Annotated in this window: 19 protein-coding genes; 9 read left to right on the forward strand and 10 right to left on the reverse strand. The window is 65.8% G+C overall.

Going from position 1 to position 16,574, the window contains the following annotated elements; translation table 11 throughout:
• Nucleotides 1–86 precede the first annotated feature (86 nt).
• From grpE to ACAX61_RS03315, 3 genes are read right to left on the reverse strand one after another with little or no spacing between them, the layout of a single operon-like run.
• Nucleotides 87–656 carry a nucleotide exchange factor GrpE gene (gene grpE / locus ACAX61_RS03305; protein ID WP_370713392.1) on the reverse strand — a complete coding sequence of 190 codons (570 nt, stop codon included), beginning with the start codon at nt 654–656 and terminating at the stop codon, nt 87–89.
• Nucleotides 657–673: 17 nt separating this feature from the next.
• On the reverse strand, nt 674–1,714 hold the full coding sequence (gene hrcA, locus ACAX61_RS03310; RefSeq protein ID WP_370713393.1) for a heat-inducible transcriptional repressor HrcA: 1,041 nt from the start codon (nt 1,712–1,714) through the stop codon (nt 674–676).
• A gap of 31 nt (nt 1,715–1,745) precedes the next feature.
• Nucleotides 1,746–2,255 (reverse strand): DUF6438 domain-containing protein, encoded by a 510-nt coding sequence (locus ACAX61_RS03315; RefSeq protein WP_370713394.1) that lies wholly within the window; start codon nt 2,253–2,255, stop codon nt 1,746–1,748.
• A 77-nt stretch (nt 2,256–2,332) separates the two neighbouring features.
• Here ACAX61_RS03315 and rph point away from each other — a divergent pair, with 77 nt between their 5' ends.
• The 4 genes from rph to hemW all read left to right on the forward strand — a co-directional run bounded on the left by rph (nt 2,333) and on the right by hemW (nt 5,343).
• Complete coding sequence (gene rph, locus ACAX61_RS03320; protein ID WP_370713395.1) at nt 2,333–3,049, forward strand: ribonuclease PH; 717 nt, start codon at nt 2,333–2,335, stop codon at nt 3,047–3,049.
• Nucleotides 3,046–3,690 carry an RdgB/HAM1 family non-canonical purine NTP pyrophosphatase gene (gene rdgB / locus ACAX61_RS03325; protein WP_370713396.1) on the forward strand — a complete coding sequence of 215 codons (645 nt, stop codon included), beginning with the start codon at nt 3,046–3,048 and terminating at the stop codon, nt 3,688–3,690. Before rph ends, rdgB begins: the two co-directional genes overlap by 4 nt.
• A 128-nt stretch (nt 3,691–3,818) precedes the next feature.
• Entirely contained in the window at nt 3,819–4,055 is a 237-nt protein-coding gene (locus tag ACAX61_RS03330; RefSeq protein WP_370713397.1) for a hypothetical protein, read from the forward strand.
• A gap of 148 nt (nt 4,056–4,203) precedes the next feature.
• The gene (gene hemW, locus ACAX61_RS03335) at nt 4,204–5,343 is read left to right on the forward strand and encodes a radical SAM family heme chaperone HemW (protein WP_370713398.1); all 1,140 of its coding nucleotides are present in this window, start codon (nt 4,204–4,206) and stop codon (nt 5,341–5,343) included.
• A gap of 1 nt (nt 5,344) precedes the next feature.
• Here hemW and ACAX61_RS03340 read toward each other — a convergent pair whose 3' ends face one another.
• Genes ACAX61_RS03340 through ACAX61_RS03355 form a run of 4 tightly spaced genes read right to left on the reverse strand, consistent with a single transcriptional unit; the run spans nt 5,345 to nt 8,272 of the window.
• Nucleotides 5,345–5,884: a GNAT family N-acetyltransferase gene (locus ACAX61_RS03340; protein WP_370713399.1), complete on the reverse strand. Its 540-nt coding sequence runs from the start codon at nt 5,882–5,884 to the stop codon at nt 5,345–5,347.
• Nucleotides 5,881–6,672: a LysR family transcriptional regulator gene (locus ACAX61_RS03345; protein WP_370713400.1), complete on the reverse strand. Its 792-nt coding sequence runs from the start codon at nt 6,670–6,672 to the stop codon at nt 5,881–5,883. Before ACAX61_RS03345 ends, ACAX61_RS03340 begins: the two co-directional genes overlap by 4 nt.
• Entirely contained in the window at nt 6,669–7,067 is a 399-nt protein-coding gene (gene apaG / locus ACAX61_RS03350) for a Co2+/Mg2+ efflux facilitator ApaG/CorD (protein ID WP_370713401.1), read from the reverse strand. Before apaG ends, ACAX61_RS03345 begins: the two co-directional genes overlap by 4 nt.
• Nucleotides 7,064–8,272 (reverse strand): trans-sulfuration enzyme family protein, encoded by a 1,209-nt coding sequence (locus ACAX61_RS03355; RefSeq protein WP_370713402.1) that lies wholly within the window; start codon nt 8,270–8,272, stop codon nt 7,064–7,066. The genes apaG and ACAX61_RS03355 overlap by 4 nt, the downstream gene beginning before the upstream one ends.
• Nucleotides 8,273–8,349: 77 nt before the next feature.
• On the opposite strand from ACAX61_RS03355, the gene ACAX61_RS03360 reads away from it, so the two are divergent.
• Both ACAX61_RS03360 and trmFO read left to right on the forward strand, forming a co-directional pair.
• Nucleotides 8,350–9,570, forward strand: a complete 1,221-nt coding sequence (locus ACAX61_RS03360) for a phospholipid carrier-dependent glycosyltransferase (protein WP_370713403.1) — start codon at nt 8,350–8,352, stop codon at nt 9,568–9,570.
• Between the two features lie 19 nt (nt 9,571–9,589).
• The gene (gene trmFO / locus ACAX61_RS03365; RefSeq protein WP_370713404.1) at nt 9,590–10,927 is read left to right on the forward strand and encodes a methylenetetrahydrofolate--tRNA-(uracil(54)-C(5))-methyltransferase (FADH(2)-oxidizing) TrmFO; all 1,338 of its coding nucleotides are present in this window, start codon (nt 9,590–9,592) and stop codon (nt 10,925–10,927) included.
• 4 nt (nt 10,928–10,931) lie between these two features.
• On the opposite strand, the gene ACAX61_RS03370 is transcribed toward trmFO, so the two are convergent.
• Nucleotides 10,932–11,405 (reverse strand): EF-hand domain-containing protein, encoded by a 474-nt coding sequence (locus tag ACAX61_RS03370; protein ID WP_370713405.1) that lies wholly within the window; start codon nt 11,403–11,405, stop codon nt 10,932–10,934.
• A 31-nt stretch (nt 11,406–11,436) separates the two neighbouring features.
• Nucleotides 11,437–12,129, reverse strand: coding sequence for a squalene/phytoene synthase family protein (locus ACAX61_RS03375; protein ID WP_370713406.1), 693 nt, complete (start codon nt 12,127–12,129; stop codon nt 11,437–11,439).
• A gap of 158 nt (nt 12,130–12,287) precedes the next feature.
• On the opposite strand from ACAX61_RS03375, the gene ACAX61_RS03380 reads away from it, so the two are divergent.
• The 3 genes from ACAX61_RS03380 to ACAX61_RS03390 are packed head-to-tail and all read left to right on the forward strand — an operon-like array spanning nt 12,288 to nt 15,375.
• Nucleotides 12,288–14,114 (forward strand): pilus assembly protein TadG-related protein, encoded by a 1,827-nt coding sequence (locus ACAX61_RS03380; RefSeq protein WP_370713407.1) that lies wholly within the window; start codon nt 12,288–12,290, stop codon nt 14,112–14,114.
• Nucleotides 14,111–14,728, forward strand: a complete 618-nt coding sequence (locus ACAX61_RS03385; RefSeq protein ID WP_370713408.1) for a TadE/TadG family type IV pilus assembly protein — start codon at nt 14,111–14,113, stop codon at nt 14,726–14,728. Before ACAX61_RS03380 ends, ACAX61_RS03385 begins: the two co-directional genes overlap by 4 nt.
• Nucleotides 14,729–14,763: 35 nt before the next feature.
• Nucleotides 14,764–15,375 (forward strand): TadE/TadG family type IV pilus assembly protein, encoded by a 612-nt coding sequence (locus ACAX61_RS03390; RefSeq protein ID WP_370713409.1) that lies wholly within the window; start codon nt 14,764–14,766, stop codon nt 15,373–15,375.
• 4 nt (nt 15,376–15,379) lie between these two features.
• Here ACAX61_RS03390 and ACAX61_RS03395 read toward each other — a convergent pair whose 3' ends face one another.
• A complete protein-coding gene (locus ACAX61_RS03395) occupies nt 15,380–16,570 on the reverse strand; it encodes a sensor histidine kinase (RefSeq protein WP_370713410.1) in 1,191 nt (396 codons plus the stop codon).
• Nucleotides 16,571–16,574: the final 4 nt, after the last annotated feature.

The following is a 16,574-nucleotide window of genomic DNA, read 5'->3' on the forward strand; positions in this document are numbered from 1 at the left end:
AAGCGGCGGCATCGCGATTGTCGCGCCGCCTTTGGTCGTGGCGGGCGGACCGGGCGGCGCGACGTCCGCCCGGTCCGCCCGATTGCTTATTCGGCCGCCTTGGCCACGCCGACCAGAGCCGGGCGCAACAGACGGTCGCGGATCATGTAGCCGGCCTGAACCTCCTGCACGATCGTGCCGGGAGCGGTATCGGCAGTGGGCACTTCGAACATCGCCTGATGACGGTTGGGATCCAGGGCCTCCCCGACCGAGACGATGCGGCTGATGCCGTGGCGCGCAAAGATGCTGTCCAGTTCACGCCCCGTCGCGTCGAGGCCGGTCACCAGCCCCTTGAACTTCTCGTCCTCCCGCAGCTCTTCGGGAATGGCGGCCAGCCCGCGCGTCAGATTGTCGGCAACCGACAGCACGTCGCGGGCAAAGGCGGTGGCGGCATAGGTGCGCGCGTCAGCCGCTTCCTTTTCGGCGCGGCGGCGGACATTCTGCACCTCTGCCTGGGCATACAGCACCTGCCGCTTGGCGTCGGCCAATTCGGCCTCCAGCTCGCTCAGGCGGTCATGCTCGGCCACTTCGGGCGCGGCTTCGGCCGTCGCTTCGCGCAGCGCTTCGTTTTCGGTGTTGGCGACAGCTTCGGCCGCCGTCGTATTGTCCTGTTCCATAAGCCCCTGTGACGCAGTCAACTCAAGAGCCGCGATAATGTCGCGGCGGTCAGATCCACCATGGGCACGACGCGCGCATAGTTCAACCGCGTCGGGCCGATCACGCCCACCACGCCGACCACCCGACCGTCCAGCGAACGCACGGGTTTGGCGATCACCGAAGAGCCGGACAGGGAGAACAACTTGTTCTCGGACCCGATGAAGATCCGCGCCGCATCGCCTTCACGCGCGGAATCGAGCAGCCGGGCAATCTCCTCCTTACCCTCCAGCTCGTCCAGCAACAGCCGGACCCGGTCCAGATCGTCGGCGGCGCCCATGTCCAGCAACCGCGCCTGACCGCGCACGATCAGAACCGGGCGCTGATCGCCGTCCTGGCTCCACACCGCCAGCCCGCGTTCGATCAGGTCGCGTGCGGCGGCGTCCAGCGCGGCGCGCTCCCGCTCGATCTGACCGGCGAGCCGCGCCCGCGCTTCGCTGAGCGTCTGACCCGCCAGCATGGCGGACAGGTAATTGGCCGCCTGTTCCAGCGCATAGGGCGGCAGGCCGGGCGGCAGGTCGACGACGCGGTTCTCGACCGATCCGTCCTCTCCCACCAGCACGGCCAGCGCCTTGTCATGGCTGAGCGGCACGAAACCGACCTGGCGCAGCCGTGGCTCCCGCTTGGGCACCAGCACCAGACCGGCGCAGGCCGACAGGCCCGACAGCACCGCCGTGGTATTGGCGATCGCGTCCTCGACCGGCCCGCCCTCATGCGCCTGACGCTCGATCGCGGTGCGTTCCTCGACCGAGGGCTCGTGGCTCTGCATCATGCCATCGACGAACAGCCGCAGCCCGCTTTCGGTCGGCATCCTTCCGGCGGAAGTATGCGGCGCGGCAAGCAGCCCCGCTTCCTCCAGATCCTGCATCACGTTGCGGATCGATGCGGGCGACAGGTTCAGACCCGAAATCTTGGACAAGGTGCGCGAACCCACCGGCAATCCGGTGTCGAGATAGCTTTCAACGACGATCCTGAACACGTCGCGCGCGCGGTCGGTCATCTCCTGGATCGGGGGCGTCATGCCGCTGATGTAGGCGCCTACGCACCTGTGCTCAACGCTTTCCGACCAGATCCGCGATCGGCAACAGATCGGGCGCGGCGCGCAGGACCGTGGCGACGCGCTGTGCCGCATCGCTGCGACAGCCCAGATACAGGCTGAGCGTCTGGGGCGCGGCGCCGGTGTTGCTGGCCCATCCAACCGCGATGCTGGGCATGTCGGTGGGCGCGATGCCGCACTCGTCGCTCTGCATGTCGATGCGCCGGTCGCCGCTGGCCGGGCGCACCGATGCCAGATGATCGATAAAGCGCCGCGCAACGTCGCGCGACACTTCGAACCGGCGCTCCCCGATAACGGCGGTATGCCGTTCCCCGGTGAACACGCCCTGCCCCTCTGGCGTCACGCTGACGCGGTAGACGGGGCAGGTGCCGAAACAGGGTTGGGTTGAGTAGGTGATCGCTTGCCTCTCGATCGGGATCGCCCCTGCGGGACCGGCGGGCATGTCGGTGGCACAACCCGCCGCTGCCAGCGGAAGCACAGCGAGGATCAGGGGGCGAAGCATCATGGCAATTCCTTTCGGGGTGCTGGCGCCGGGCGGCCGGGGCCGCTATCGCCACGGTCAACCAAATAGGAGCTGAATAGATGCGCCCATCCGGCCGCGCCCCCGACGAAATGCGTGCGATCACCGTCGAACCCAATTTCACCCGCCATGCCGAAGGATCGGTGCTGATCGGCTTCGGCGACACGCGCGTGCTGGTGACCGCCAGCGTCGAGGAACGCGTGCCGCCGTTCCTGCGCGGCAAGGGCGAAGGCTGGGTCACGGCCGAATACGGCATGCTGCCCCGCGCCACGCACACGCGCAGCAACCGTGAAGCGGCCAAGGGTAAGCAATCGGGACGCACGCAGGAAATCCAGCGCCTGATCGGCCGCTCGCTGCGCGCGGTTACCGACCTGAAACTGTTGGGTGAACGTCAGATCACGCTCGACTGCGACGTGATCCAGGCCGATGGCGGCACCCGCACCGCGTCGATTTCGGGCGCATGGGTGGCCCTGCGCCTCGCCGTCGACAAGCTGCTGGCCGACGGCAAGCTGACGACCGACCCGATCCTGCATCAGGTCGCTGCCGTCAGCTGCGGCATCCATAACGGCCAGGCGGTCCTCGACCTCGACTATCCAGAGGATTCGGCTGCCGACGCTGACGCCAATTTCGTGCTGCTGGGCGATGGCCGCATTGCCGAGGCGCAGGCGACAGCAGAGGGCGCCTGTTATGACGAGGAATCGCTGCTCCGCCTGCTCCGCCTTGCGCGGATCGGCTGCAACGAAATCTTCGCGGCACAGCGCAAGGCGGTGGGCCGGTGAGCGGCGAGGGTTCGGGACGGCAGGCGATCCGCCGCCTGGCGCCGGGGCGGCTGGTGATCGCCAGCCACAATGCGGGCAAGGTGCGCGAGATTCGCGAACTGCTCGGCCCCTATGGTATCGAACCGGTGTCGGCGGCGGAGCTGGAGCTGCCCGAGCCCGAAGAAACCGGCACGACCTTTGTCGCCAATGCCGAGCTTAAGGCGATGCAGGCCGCCGACCTGTCGGGCCTGCCCGCGCTAGCCGATGATTCGGGTCTGTGCGTCGATGCGCTGGGGGGCGAACCCGGCATTTTTTCGGCGCGCTGGGCCGGGCCGGGCAAGAATTTCGATACAGCGATGCGGTTGGTCGAGGACCGGCTGGCCGCCATCGACCCCGCGCCCGCCCGCGACGCGCATTTCGTTTGCGCGCTCGCGCTGGCCTGGCCCGACGGTCATGTCGAGTGGTTTGAGGGCCGGGTCGAGGGTCGCTTGGTCTGGCCGCCGCGCGGCGACAACGGCTTTGGCTATGATGCGATGTTTCAGCCGCATGGCCATGAGCTGACCTTTGGAGAGATGGACCCCGCCGAAAAGCACGGAATGAGCCACCGGGCTGATGCATTTCGGCAACTGGTTGAAAACGTTCTGCCGGTTTCAGACCAATAAGGCGGTCGGGACGGACCCGAAACGCATTTCATTTGTTGCGACGCGGTGTGGACAGGGTTTAGTGACTTGTTCTTCTTCATGGGCGGGTCTCCGACCCGGCCATTTGTTAGTTAAGGGAGATGCACATTATGTTCGGTAAGATTCTCACCGCCGTCGCCGCGACCACCATCGCCGCTGCCCCCGTCGTTGCCGCCCCGGCCAACAGCCTGTCGGTTGCCAAGCAGGTCCGCGCTTCGACCGTTTCGGAAAAGAGCAGCAAGGCAACCGGCTCGCTGCTGTTCCCGGCCCTGATCGGCGCCGGCGTTGTCGCCATCCTCGTCGTCGGCCTGACCAACGACGGCGACGAGCTGCCCGACAGCAACTGATCGCAGTCCGCCGCCCGCCGACAGGCGGCGCACCGATTTCGGGAAAGGGGGGTCGAAAGGCCCTCCTTTTCTTTTGCGCGCCATTTCTTTCGTGCCGGCGGGCGCCTTGCCCTTTCGCCCCGCCCTTCCCGTGGCCATAAGACAGGCGATGAATGCCGAACCGCTCGCGCTCTACGTCCATTGGCCGTTCTGCGTTTCCAAATGCCCTTATTGCGATTTCAACAGCCATGTGCGCGAGGGCGTGGATCAGGCGCGTTGGCTCGACGCGTTGCTGGCCGATCTGGCGCATGAAGCGGCGCTGACGCCGGGTCGGCGGCTGGGTTCGATCTTCTTTGGCGGCGGCACGCCGTCGCTGATGCCGCCTGCCACTGTCGCGGCGCTGATCCAGGCGGCGGACCGCCACTGGGGGCTGGCGGCCGATTGCGAAATCACGCTCGAGGCCAATCCGTCATCGGTTGAGGCGGCGCGCTTTGCCGATCTGGCGGCGGCGGGGGTCAATCGCGTGTCGCTGGGCCTGCAGGCGCTGGACGATGAAGCGCTGCACTTTCTGGGCCGCGCCCATTCGGTGCGCGAAGGACTGGCTGCGCTCGACACCGCACAGGCCGCTTTCGCGCGCGTGTCGTTCGACCTGATCTATGCCCGCCCCGATCAGTCGATGGCGGCGTGGGAGCAGGAACTGTCCCGCGCCATCGGCTTTGGCACCGGGCATTTGTCGCTTTATCAACTCACCATCGAACCTGGCACCCGCTTTGCCACGCTGGCGGCCAAGGGCGCGCTGACCATTCCCGATGCCGACAGCGCTGCCGACCTGTTCGAGCAGACGCGGGCGATCACCGCGGCGGCGGGGCTGCCCGCCTATGAGATCTCAAATCACGCCCGCCCCGGCGAGGAGAGCCGCCACAACCTGACCTATTGGCGTTACCGCGATTATGTCGGCGTCGGCCCCGGCGCGCATGGGCGGCGGACAGGCGATGCGACGTTTCGCCGGAAAAAGCCCGAAAACTGGCTGGCGGCGGTGGATCGCAACCGTCACGGCATCGAGACGAGCGAGGCGCTGGATCCTGCCACTCAGGCTGTCGAAGCGCTGCTGATGGGCTTGCGGCTGGAGGAAGGGATCGACCTGACCCGCATCGCCGCGCTGGCAGGGGGCACACCGCCGCTCGACCGCGCAAGGGTAGCGCGGCTGATCGAACAGGGGCTGATGGTTGGCGACGACACGCATCTGGGCGTCACCGCAGCGGGGATGCCGGTGCTGGAGGCGATCCTGCGAGAGATCGTGACCGACTGACTCAACCGCCGCGCACTGGCCATTCGCTGGCGATCAGGCCGTAAAGCGCCGTATCGCGCACGCCGATATGCGTTTCCCATTCCGCGCGCAGCACGCCTTCGAGCCGAAAGCCGATCCGTTCGACCAATCGGCGCGACGCGAGATGATCGGGGTCGATATCGGCAAAGACGCGCCGCTGTCCCTCCGCAAACAACTGGCCAACGATCGCGCTCACCGCCTCATGCGCCAACCCCGCGCCCCAATGGGGACGGGCCAGCAGATATGCGATTTCGCTGACATTGCCCTGCCGCTTCTCCCCCGCCGCGACAAAGCCAATGGCGTCCACCCCGTTCGCGGGCACAATGGCCCATGCGCGACAGGCCGGATCGCTGGCCGACAGCGCCCGGCGCGTTTCCACCAGATCGCGATGCGGCGGGCCGGACCACCAGCGCATGGCATCGACATCGGCAAAGGCCGGATGCAGCGCAACGGCATCGTCGACCACACGCGGGCGCAGCACCAGCCGTGCGGTTCGCACAACCGGCGTCGGGCGCGGCGTCACGCCGCCAGCGCGTCGACCAGCGCGCGAACCTTTTTCTGGCGCCATTGGGGCAGCGGCGCGACCATCCAGTATCCGCGTGGATAGGGCTTTGGATCGCCCAGCACCGCGACCCGGCCAGCGGCGATGTCGGCCCGCGCCAGCAATTCGGGGACGGTCGCATGGCCAAGCCCCGCCGCCGCCGCCTCAATCGCCAGCCCGGCATCGCCGACCATCATCCGCGACACCGATTCCTCGTTCAGGCATCCGGGCCACGAAATGCGCGTGTCGGACCCGCCACCGGGCCGCGCGATGGTGACCATGCCATCCGATTCGATCGCCTCGCCCTCATGCTCGCCCGGCCCTTCACCCCAGCGGATAGCGAGGTCGAGATTGGCCTGGGCAAAATCGACGCTGTCATCCGCCGCCACCACGACAAAGCGCAGTTCCGGCTCGCTCGCGCCGATTTCGGCAAGGCGTGGCATCAGCCATTTGTGGGTCAGGTCGCGCGGCGCCGCGATGGTCAGCGATTTGGACGATTGCCCCGCCTGCATTGCCCGCACCGCTTCCTCGAACTGAAGAAAGCCGTCGCGCAGCGCCTCCAGCCCGCGCTCACCCTCCGGCGTCAGCTCCAGCCCGCGCGTCGTGCGCCGGAACAGGACGACGCCCAGCGTATCCTCCAGTGCGCGGATCTGTTGCCCCACGGCCGCGGGCGTCACCGCCAGTTCGTCGGCGGCGCGCGTGAACGACAGGTGCCGCGCCGCCGCATCCAGCACGCGCAGACCGTTCAGTGGCAAGTGCGTCCGCTTCATTCGGCCACCGCCGGGGCGACCAGCCCGAATTTCGGGATCGTCACGTCGAACGTCGATCCATCTTCGCCCAGCATCTGATAACTGCCCTGCATCGACCCCGTCGGCGTCGACAGGTGACAGCCGGAAACATAATCGAAGCTGCCACCCGGCGCGATGATCGGCTGTTCCCCGACCACGCCCTCCCCCTCGACCGAGTGGCGGGCGCCGCGACCGTCGGTGATGATCCAGTGGCGGCTCAGCAACTGGACGCCCATGTCCCCGTCATTTTCGATGCGGATGTGATAGGACCAGAACCAGCGGCCGCGCGCCGGTTCGGACTGTTCGGGAAGATAGCTGACCGCGGTGCGCACGACGACGCCGTGCGTCCGTGCCTCCTCGGTGAACAGCGCCTTCACAAGCCGATCTTCCGTAATGCCTGATCCAGATCGTCGATCAGGTCGGCGGGATCTTCCAGTCCGACGTTCAGGCGCAACAGCCCCTCGGTCACGCCCATTTCGATCCGCTTTTCCTCGGCCACGCCGTAATGGGTGGTCGACGCCGGATGCGTCATCAACGAACGCGAATCGCCGATGTTGTTGGAAATGTCGATCAGGCCCAGCGAATCGAGCAGCGCGTGCGCCTGTGCCCGACCGCCATCGACCTCGAACGAAAAGATCGGCCCGGTCATCACCATCTGCGATGCGGCCAGCGCATGCTGTGGGTGGCTGGGCAGGCCGGGGTGGTTGATGCGCGGCACCCGCGCTTCAAGGAAACGGCCCACTTCCAGCGCATTCTCAGACTGACGGCGGATGCGCAGGTCCAGCGTCTCCAGCCCCTTCAGCACCACCCACGCGTTGAACGCACTCAGCGTCGGCCCGGTGTTGCGGGTAAAGGGCAGCAGTTCGTTGAGGATGAAATCCTCGGTCCCGCACACCGCCCCGGCCAGCACGCGGCCCTGCCCGTCCATCATCTTGGTCGCGGAATAGGCGACGATGTCGGCGCCGTAATCCATCGGCCGCTGAAGCGCGGGCGTGGCAAAGGCATTGTCGACCACCGTGCGAACGCCGCACTGCCTGGCCAGCGCGCACACGGCCTTGAGGTCGACGATATCCATCGTCGGATTCGCCGGCGTTTCGAAAAACCACAATTTGGTGCGGTCGTTTGTGGCATCGGCAAATGCCTGAGCGTCGCGGGCGTCGACGATGGTTGTCTGAATGCCGAATTTGGGCAGCAGCGTGTCGGTCAGCCAGCGGCACGACCCGAACAGCGCCCGGCCCGCGACGACATGGTCGCCCTGTTCCAGCTGGCACAGCAGCGCCGCGGTCATCGCCGACATGCCGCTGGCCGTCGCGCGGCACGCCTCTGCCCCTTCCAGCAGGGCGATGCGCTGTTCCAGCATCTCCACCGTCGGATTTTGCAGGCGGGAATAGGTCATGCCCGACTGTTCGCCCGCAAACCGCGCGGCGGCGTCGCCCGCACAGTCATAGGCATAGCCGGAGGTCAGGAAGATCGCCTCCGACGTCTCCCCGAATTCCGAACGCCTTGTGCCACCGCGCACCGCCTGGGTTGCGGGTCGCCAATGCTGGGTGATCGAACGGTCCTGGCCTGTATTGCGCTTCATGCCTGCTTCATTGGCGCGCACGGGGCATTCAGGCAAGGGCGCGCGTTCCCATCGTCGCGACCCTGCGCTAAGGGCCGATGCCGATGCGCCTTGCCGAACGCCCCGCCGTCGTCGCCCTGCTGATCGCGATTGCCGCGCAATGCCTGTTCACCGTCTACTTGTCCCGCCCGTCGGGGCTGGTGTTCGACGAAGTGCATTATGTGCCGGCCGCCCGCGCGATGCTGACGCTGGCGCATCCAGCCAATACAGAGCATCCGCCGCTGGCCAAGCAGTTGATCGCAATCGGCATCGCGCTGTTCGGGGATAATGCCGTCGGCTGGCGCGCATTGTCGACGCTGGCGGGAACGGCAACCGTCGCGTCGGGCTTTGCCCTGCTGATGCTGTTGTTCGGATCGGTGCGGACGGCGGCGCTGGGCGCGTTGCTGGTCGCGGTCAACCAGACGGTGTTCGTGCAGGCGCGGATCGCGATGCTCGACGGGTTTCTGGGGGCGTTCGTCACCGGCGGGCTGGCGGCGACCCTATGGGCGGCACGCGCCCCGGCGGGCAGACGTGGGTTGAGGATCGCGCTGGCGGGCGTGCTGCTGGGGGGGGCGGTGGCGGTGAAATGGGCCGCTGCGCCCTATGTCGCGCTGGCGTGCACGGCGCTGCTGTTCGCGGATCGCCGCCGCCCAACCGCGGGCGTCGCACTGGCCATTCCGCTCGGCCTGATCGCGGTCGCCGTCTACTTTGCGACCTTCATCCCCACGTTTTTCTATGCCGCCGATGCCAATTCGCCATCGACGCTGATCGCTTTGCAACAGCGCATGTATGACGCGCAGACTCAAGTCCTGCGCCCCCATCCCTATCAGTCCGACTGGTGGAGCTGGCCGCTGATGATCCGGCCGATCTGGTATTATTATGAACCCGATCAGGGCGTGCTGCGCGGCGTTTTGCTGCTGGGCAATCCGGTGGTGATGTGGGGCGGACTTGTCGGGGTGGCCGCTTGCCTGTGGGCCGGGCTGCGCGGCCATCGCGGGTATTTGATGCTGGCGGGGCTGTGGCTGTTTTCGATCGGCATCTGGGCCGCGATCCCCAAAAGCCTGGGCTTTTATTATTATTACCACCTGTCGGGCGTGTTCGCGGCGCTGGCCTGTGCCGGGGCTTTACGGCTGTTGCCGCTGCGGTTGCGGTGGGTCGAGGGCGCCTTTGCCGTGCTGGCGGTTGCGATGTTCGCCGGCTTCTATCCGATCATCAGCGGCGCGCCGTTAGCGGACCCACAGGATTTCAATCGCTGGATGTGGTTCGACAGCTGGCGCTGACATCCCTATCTGCGGCGCCATGACGACGACTTACGACATCCATATCATCGGCGGCGGGCTGGCCGGTTCCGAAGCCGCCTGGCAGCTGGCACAGGCGGGCGTCCGCGTGAAACTGTCCGAAATGCGCGGCAGCGGCGACATGACTCCCGCGCACCAGACCGACGGCCTGGCCGAGCTGGTCTGCTCCAACAGCTTTCGTTCCGACGATGCCGAACGTAACGCCGTCGGCCTGCTCCATTCGGAAATGCGCGCGCTGAACTCGCTGATCATGGCAATGGCGGACAAGCACCAGCTGCCCGCCGGATCGGCGCTGGCGGTCGACCGTGACGCCTTTTCCGAAAGCGTGACGCGCGCGCTGGCCGATCATCCCAACATTACCGTCGTTCGCGAACGCGTCGACACGCTGCCCACCGACACGCCCGCCATCGTCGCGACCGGCCCGCTGACCGCGCCGTCGCTGGCCGACGCCATCGGCGCGACCACGGGCGCCGACGCGCTGGCGTTCTTCGACGCGATCGCGCCCATCGTCCACGCCGAATCGATCGACATGGACATCGCGTGGAAACAGTCGCGCTGGGACAAGGCGGGCCCGGCGGGCGACGGCAAGGATTACATCAACTGCCCGCTCGACCGCGATCAGTATCACGCGTTCCACGCCGCACTGATGGCGGGCGAAAAGGCCGAGTTCCGCGAGTGGGAGAATGTCCCCTATTTCGACGGCTGCATGCCGATCGAGGTGATGGCGGAGCGCGGGGTGGAGACGCTGCGCTTCGGTCCGATGAAGGGTGTGGGGCTGGACGATCCGCGCACCGGCCGCTGGCCCTATGCCTGTGTCCAGTTGCGACAGGACAATGCCAGCGCGACGCTGTGGAACATGGTCGGTTTTCAGACCAAGCTGAAATATGGCGAGCAGGTCCGCATTTTCCGCACCATTCCCGGGCTGGAAAATGCCGAATTCGCGCGGCTGGGCGGGCTGCACCGCAATACCTTCATCCGGTCGCCCGTGCTGCTTGATCCGACGCTGCGGCTGAAGGCACGGCCGAACCTGCGCTTTGCGGGGCAGATTACGGGGTGCGAGGGCTATGTCGAAAGCTCGGCCATCGGCCTGATCGCCGGGCGTTTCGCCGCTGCCGAGTTGGCCGGGCGCGAGTTGCCCGCGCCGCCGGTCGAAACCGCGCTGGGCGCGCTGCTGGCGCACATCACCGGCGGGGCAGAGGCGGACAGCTATCAGCCGATGAACGTCAATTTCGGCCTGTTCCCCCCGATCGAGGGGCGCACGAAAAAGGCCGACCGCAAGCTGATGTACACCGCCCGCGCACGCACCGCATTTTCGGACTGGCACGCGGCGGCGGGTTGACCGCTCAGCCCTCGTCCGTCTCGGCGGGCGGGGGCGTGGGTGGGCATTCGCAGCGGCGGCGCGGGGCGCGACGCTTGACCGCCGTGGTCGCGAATTCGGCGCGCGTCAGAGTTTTGGAGCTGTCCTTGTCCGCGCCTGCGAATTTGGTCGTGGTGCGGATGGCCCATTCCTCGAAATCCAGCCGCCCGTCGCCGTTGCGGTCCAGCTTGGCGAACGCCTTGCGCCGGCTGGCAAGATATTCTTCGCGTGTGATGCTCTCGTCGCGGTCCTTGTCATAACGGTTGAAGCGGCGCTCCTCCCGGCTTGTCGGCGTGGCTTCAGGCACGGTGTCGGGCAGGTCGGGCGCCTCGGCCACCGTTTGCGCCGGCATCGGCGCGGGTGGAACGACCACATCGGCCACCGCACTTGCGCGGAACAGGAACAGTGCGGCGCCCGCCATCAACAGCCCCGCCAGCGCCCCGACCCAATATCGCCACATCGTCAATCCCCCCTTTCGTCCCTGCCCCGCTTTATCGTCCCGTCAGGCGATGCCATGCCAGCCTGGCCACACGCCGCGGCGTCGCCGCAGGCAGCGGCAGGTCGCGCGGTGCGGTCAGATCCATGCTCGCCTGCTGAACCATCGCCCCCAGCACCCGCGCCCGGCGTGGCCACGGCGCCGCGCGTGCGCGCGTCAGGGACGCTTGCGCTTCACCGGCAGCGGCCGATGCAGCGGCTTCGTCGCTCAAGGATCGGGACAGATCGGCCAGTGCCCAGCCGCGCCCACCCTCGACCGGCGCCTCAGCCCGCAGCACGCGGGCCGCGAGACCGAACAGGCGCACACCACGCGCGTCGGCAAAGGTCGCACGGACGGCCGCATCGCCCGGCTCACCGTCCAGCAGCGCCTCCCACCCCTCGACCAACGTCGCCAGTTCCGCACCGCTGACGCCGCGCCCGACCACGTCCGAAGCGAGTGCCACCAGCACCGGCTGGGCCGGCGGGGCGGCGCTGTCCAGCTTGGTCAGTGCGTCATGCCACCATGTCAGCCGCATCTGGGCGATCATCGGCTCACGCGCGTGGCGCAGGACATCGGCCAGCGTTGCGTCCAGATCGAACAGAGCGTTCACCCCGCCACGTGCCTCTTTAGGGGCATAGGACAGGATCAGCCGCCGCTCGGCGGCGCGCGCTTCCGCGCCGGGTGCAGGGGTGGATGCGGCGTTAACCATGCTGTTTCAATCCGGCTTATCGCTTGGTGGCGCATAGGGCCAGACCGGACCGAATTGTCAAACCAGAGCAAGGCGCGGATTAACATATGTGGAGGTCTATCGGCACGATGCAGGCGGCAGGCTTCCTCAGCCGGCTGGCGCGCGACAGGCGGGGCAATGTGCTGGCCATCACCGCGGCCGCCATGATCCCGCTTTGCGGCATGATCGGCGGCGGACTCGACCTGTCACGCATCTACATCGTCAAAACGCGGCTGCAGCATGCATGCGATGCAGGGGCGCTTGCCGGGCGAAAGTCGATGGGCGGCGGCACCTGGGGCCAGCAGAACAACATGCCGCGCGCCATGGCCGAGCGGTTCTTTGACGCCAACATCCGTCAGGACGTTTACGGCGCGACCGAAATCAGCCGCAGCTATGCCGAAAGCGCGGGCAAGATCACCGGCACCGCATCGGCCAAGCTGCCGATGACGCTGATGCGCGTGCTGGGCAAGGACAGTGAAACGCTGTCGGTAACGTGCGAAACCGAAATGCGCCTGCCCAATACGGACGTGATGTTCGTGCTGGACGTCACCGGTTCGATGGGAAGCAAGGCTGTTTCGAGTGATACGGAAACCAAGATCGTCGGTCTGCGACGGGCCGTGCTGTGCTTCTATGAAATCGTCGCCCGGCTGGACACCACTGCCGTTTGCGACGGCGGCGCGCCGTCTGGCGGGACCGGCAATCAGGTCCAGATCCGCTTCGGCTTCGTTCCCTATAATACCAATGTGAATGTCGGCTATCTGCTGCCCACCAATTTCTTTGCCGATCGCTGGAGCTATCAGTCGCGTCGGCCGGAAATGCAGGCGGGTTATCAATGGGTCGTGAAAGACGGCTATCCCAAGAGCAGTTACGAAGACGTGCAGCTAAGCGGCGTAGCCAAGGACAGCTGCAATGACCAAAACGCTAGCCGCCTTAACACCCGGAATGAACAGACATCGGGTAACACCCGCCGCGTGATCGAAACCATTCACACCGTTACCGGATGGAGTGGTCGGGACAACGGAACTTGCTACGGCAAAAGAGAGACCAAAACGACGGAATCTGAATGGCGATATGGCGAAACATTCCGTCAGTGGGTCTACGAGCCGGTCGAACACCCAGTCGGCCGCCTGAAGAATGGCAGTCAGTGGAATCGGACGCTACAGCTGCCGCTTGGTCGGGAGGGCGCGGATACGACGATCCGCTGGGACGGATGCATCGAAGAACGCAAGACCGTTACAGGCACCAACTTTGATCCCATTCCGGCGAACGCCATCGATCTCCAGATCGATCGCATTCCGGATTCGGATGACAGCCGCTGGGCGCCGTTGCTTCAGGATGTGATCTATACGCGGCGGGTGAACAATTATTATACCCGTGACACCGTCAAGACATCGGACGATCTAGCCCAGCACCAGTCTTATTCGTGCCCGACCGAGGGACGGACGCTTCAGCAGTGGAACGATCCGAACGCCTTTTCCAGCTACGTGAACAGCCTGCAACCATCAGGCAATACCTATCACGATATCGGCCTGCTGTGGGGGGCGCGCCTGATGTCGCCGACCGGCATTTTTGCCAGCAGCAATGCATTCACACCGCAGGGCGGCGAGATTCAGCGCCACGTGATCTTCATGACCGACGGCGACACGGTGACCAGCAACTTCGGCTACTCGGCATACGGCGTGCCTTGGTACGATCGGCGCAACGTGGCCAACCCCGGCGGGACTGGCGGCTCCTTCAACAATGAGGTCAATGCTCGTTTCAGCGCGATCTGCCGTGAGGTCCGCAAGCTGAAGGATACCACCTTGTGGGTAATCTCCTTTGGCGACGGATCGAACAGCACGACGGAACAGCGCCTCGAACAATGCGCAACATCCGGCCGGTACTTTACCGCGCGCGATTCAGCCGCATTGCAACGCACCTTCCGCTCGATTGCCGACCAGATTTCCGCACTGAGGCTGACCAAATGAAGCGGCGCCTGTCGTCGCTGGCTGGCGCGCGCGATGGCGTGACCGTCGTCGAATTCGCGATGATCGCGCCTGTCTTCTTCCTGCTTCTGATGGGTTTGTTCGAATTCGGCCACACGCTTTACATGGAGTCGGCTCTCGAGGGCGCTCTGCAAAAGGCAGCTCGCGATTCGACGCTGGAGGCAAACACCGCGGACGAGCGAATCGCGCTGATCGACCAGAGCGTCCGCGATCAGGTGAAATTGCTGAACAACAAGGCTGACCCCGATATCAAACGACGTTTCTATCGCACCTTTTCCGATGCCGCAGCCGCCAAGGCAGAGGACTGGGACGACACGAACGACAACAAGACGTGCGATAACGGCGAGTTGTATGAGGACGCCAACCACAACAATGTCTGGGATGCCGATGGCGGCAATGAGGGTCAGGGCGGCGCCAAGGATGCGACGGTGGTGACGGTTACCGTCACCTATCCACCAATGTTTCCGCTCAAGAAGCTTTTGGGCATCGATAACACCGATGACACGCGGATCGTGGCGCGCACCGTTCTGAAAAACCAGCCTTACACCAGCCAGGGCAGCTACGACGCACCCGTCCTGCGGAGCTGCCCCGCATGAAGGCGCTGCGTCGGCTGATCGCGGAACGACGCGCATTGGCGCTGATTGAGTTCGCGCTGGTTCTGCCCTTGCTGCTGCTACTTGGAATGACCGGCCTGGAGCTGACGAATTACATCATTACGCGTATGCGGGTCAGCCAGATCGCCTTACATGTGGCCGACAATGCCGCACGCATTGGTACAGGCTCGCTGCTTCAGGAAAAGACCATCAGCGAGGTGGATATCAACGACCTGCTGACGGGCGCGGGCTATCAGGCCGGTCGCATGGATCTGTACGATCACGGCCGGGTGATCGTGTCCAGCATCGAGAACGACCCGAACCACGCCGGCCGCTATCGCATCCGCTGGCAGCGTTGCCGCGGCGCGAAGCCGTATGATTCGCCCTATGACAACGGCAAAACCAATCTCGCTGGTGTCGGCCCGGCAGGACGCCAGGTCATTGCCACGCCTGAAAACGCGACGATCTGGGTCGAGGTTGCCTATGATTACCAGCCGCTGATCGGCGTGGATTGGGCGCCCAATGTCGAGATGACCGAGAACGCGTCCATGATGGTGCGCGATCGACGGGCTTTAACGCCGGCGTCCAACGTCGATGCCAATCGCGACGGCATATTGGAGGTGCAGGGCGTCACCCCTGCCACCTGCTGAGCCGTTACGCCGCCGGTTCGGGGAAGCTCAACACCGCGCGGGTGCCCGAATCCCCTGCGCGACGCCCCATGTCCATCTCACCGCCCAGCTGACGGGTCAGGCTGACGATCATGCGCGTGCCAAGGCTGTTTCGCGACTGGCTCTTCAGATCGAAATCGGCGGGCAAGCCCAGTCCTTCGTCCTCGACCACCATTTCGATCCGGCCGCTGCGGCGCGCGATGCTGACCTCGATCCGGCCGCCCTTCCCTTCGGGATAAGCATATTTGATCGCGTTGGTGACCAGCTCGGTCAGGATCAGGCCCAGCGGGATGGCCGAATCGGCGCTCAGCTCGATCGGCTCGGCATCGCATGCGATCACGTGGCGGGGCGCCTGTTCGCCCAAGGCGCTGGCCAGGCCACACGCCAGATCGTCCAGCGCGACGATGCCGACCCGCGCACCGCGCCACAGCTGATCATGGGTCTGGGCAATGGCGGTGATGCGCGCCTGCGCGTCGCCCAGCAGCCGCGCGACGCGGGGATCGTCGTCCGACTGCATTTGAAGCGTCAGCATGGCCGACACCAGCGCCAGGCTGTTCTTCACCCGGTGGCTGGCCTCGCGCACCAGCAGTTCCTGATGCTCCACCGATGCGGCCAGCCGCGCTTCGGCCTGTTGCCGCTCGATCGCGACGCCGATCAGGTTGGCGAAACCCTGCATGAAGGCAAGATCGTCGGCGTCGAACTGACCGTCATCCTCGCTGTCGACTTCAAGGACCCCGTAACGCTCGCCGTCCGCCTCGACCAGCACGTTGATCGCGCGGCGGATGCCGTGTTCGGCCATCAGGTCAGGGGTGCGGAACCGCTCTTCCTGTTCCAGATGGTTCGAGATGACCGGCTCGCCTTTGGAATAGGCAAAGCCCGCGGGCGATTCATTGTCGCCGCCCAGCGTCGCGTGTCCAACAACGCCGGAGCGCCAGCCGACGCCAGCCACCACGCGCATCCGCCGTTCCGCATCGGGCGCGGACAGGAACTTGCAGAAATGCACCGCCATACCCCGCGCAGCCAATTCGGTCGCGCGTTGCAGCATCGCCGCGATATCGCGCGAGCGCAGCGCCTCCATGCCGAATTCGGCAAGGATGCGCTGTTGCTGCAGGCGATACCCGATCGGATCCCCGCCCGGCGGCGGGGTATCGGACGGCGCTTCTTCGACCACGGCCACCTTT

The organism is Sphingomonas sp. IW22 (assembly GCF_041321155.1).
In the GTDB taxonomy this organism is placed as follows: Bacteria; Pseudomonadota; Alphaproteobacteria; order Sphingomonadales; family Sphingomonadaceae; genus Sphingomonas.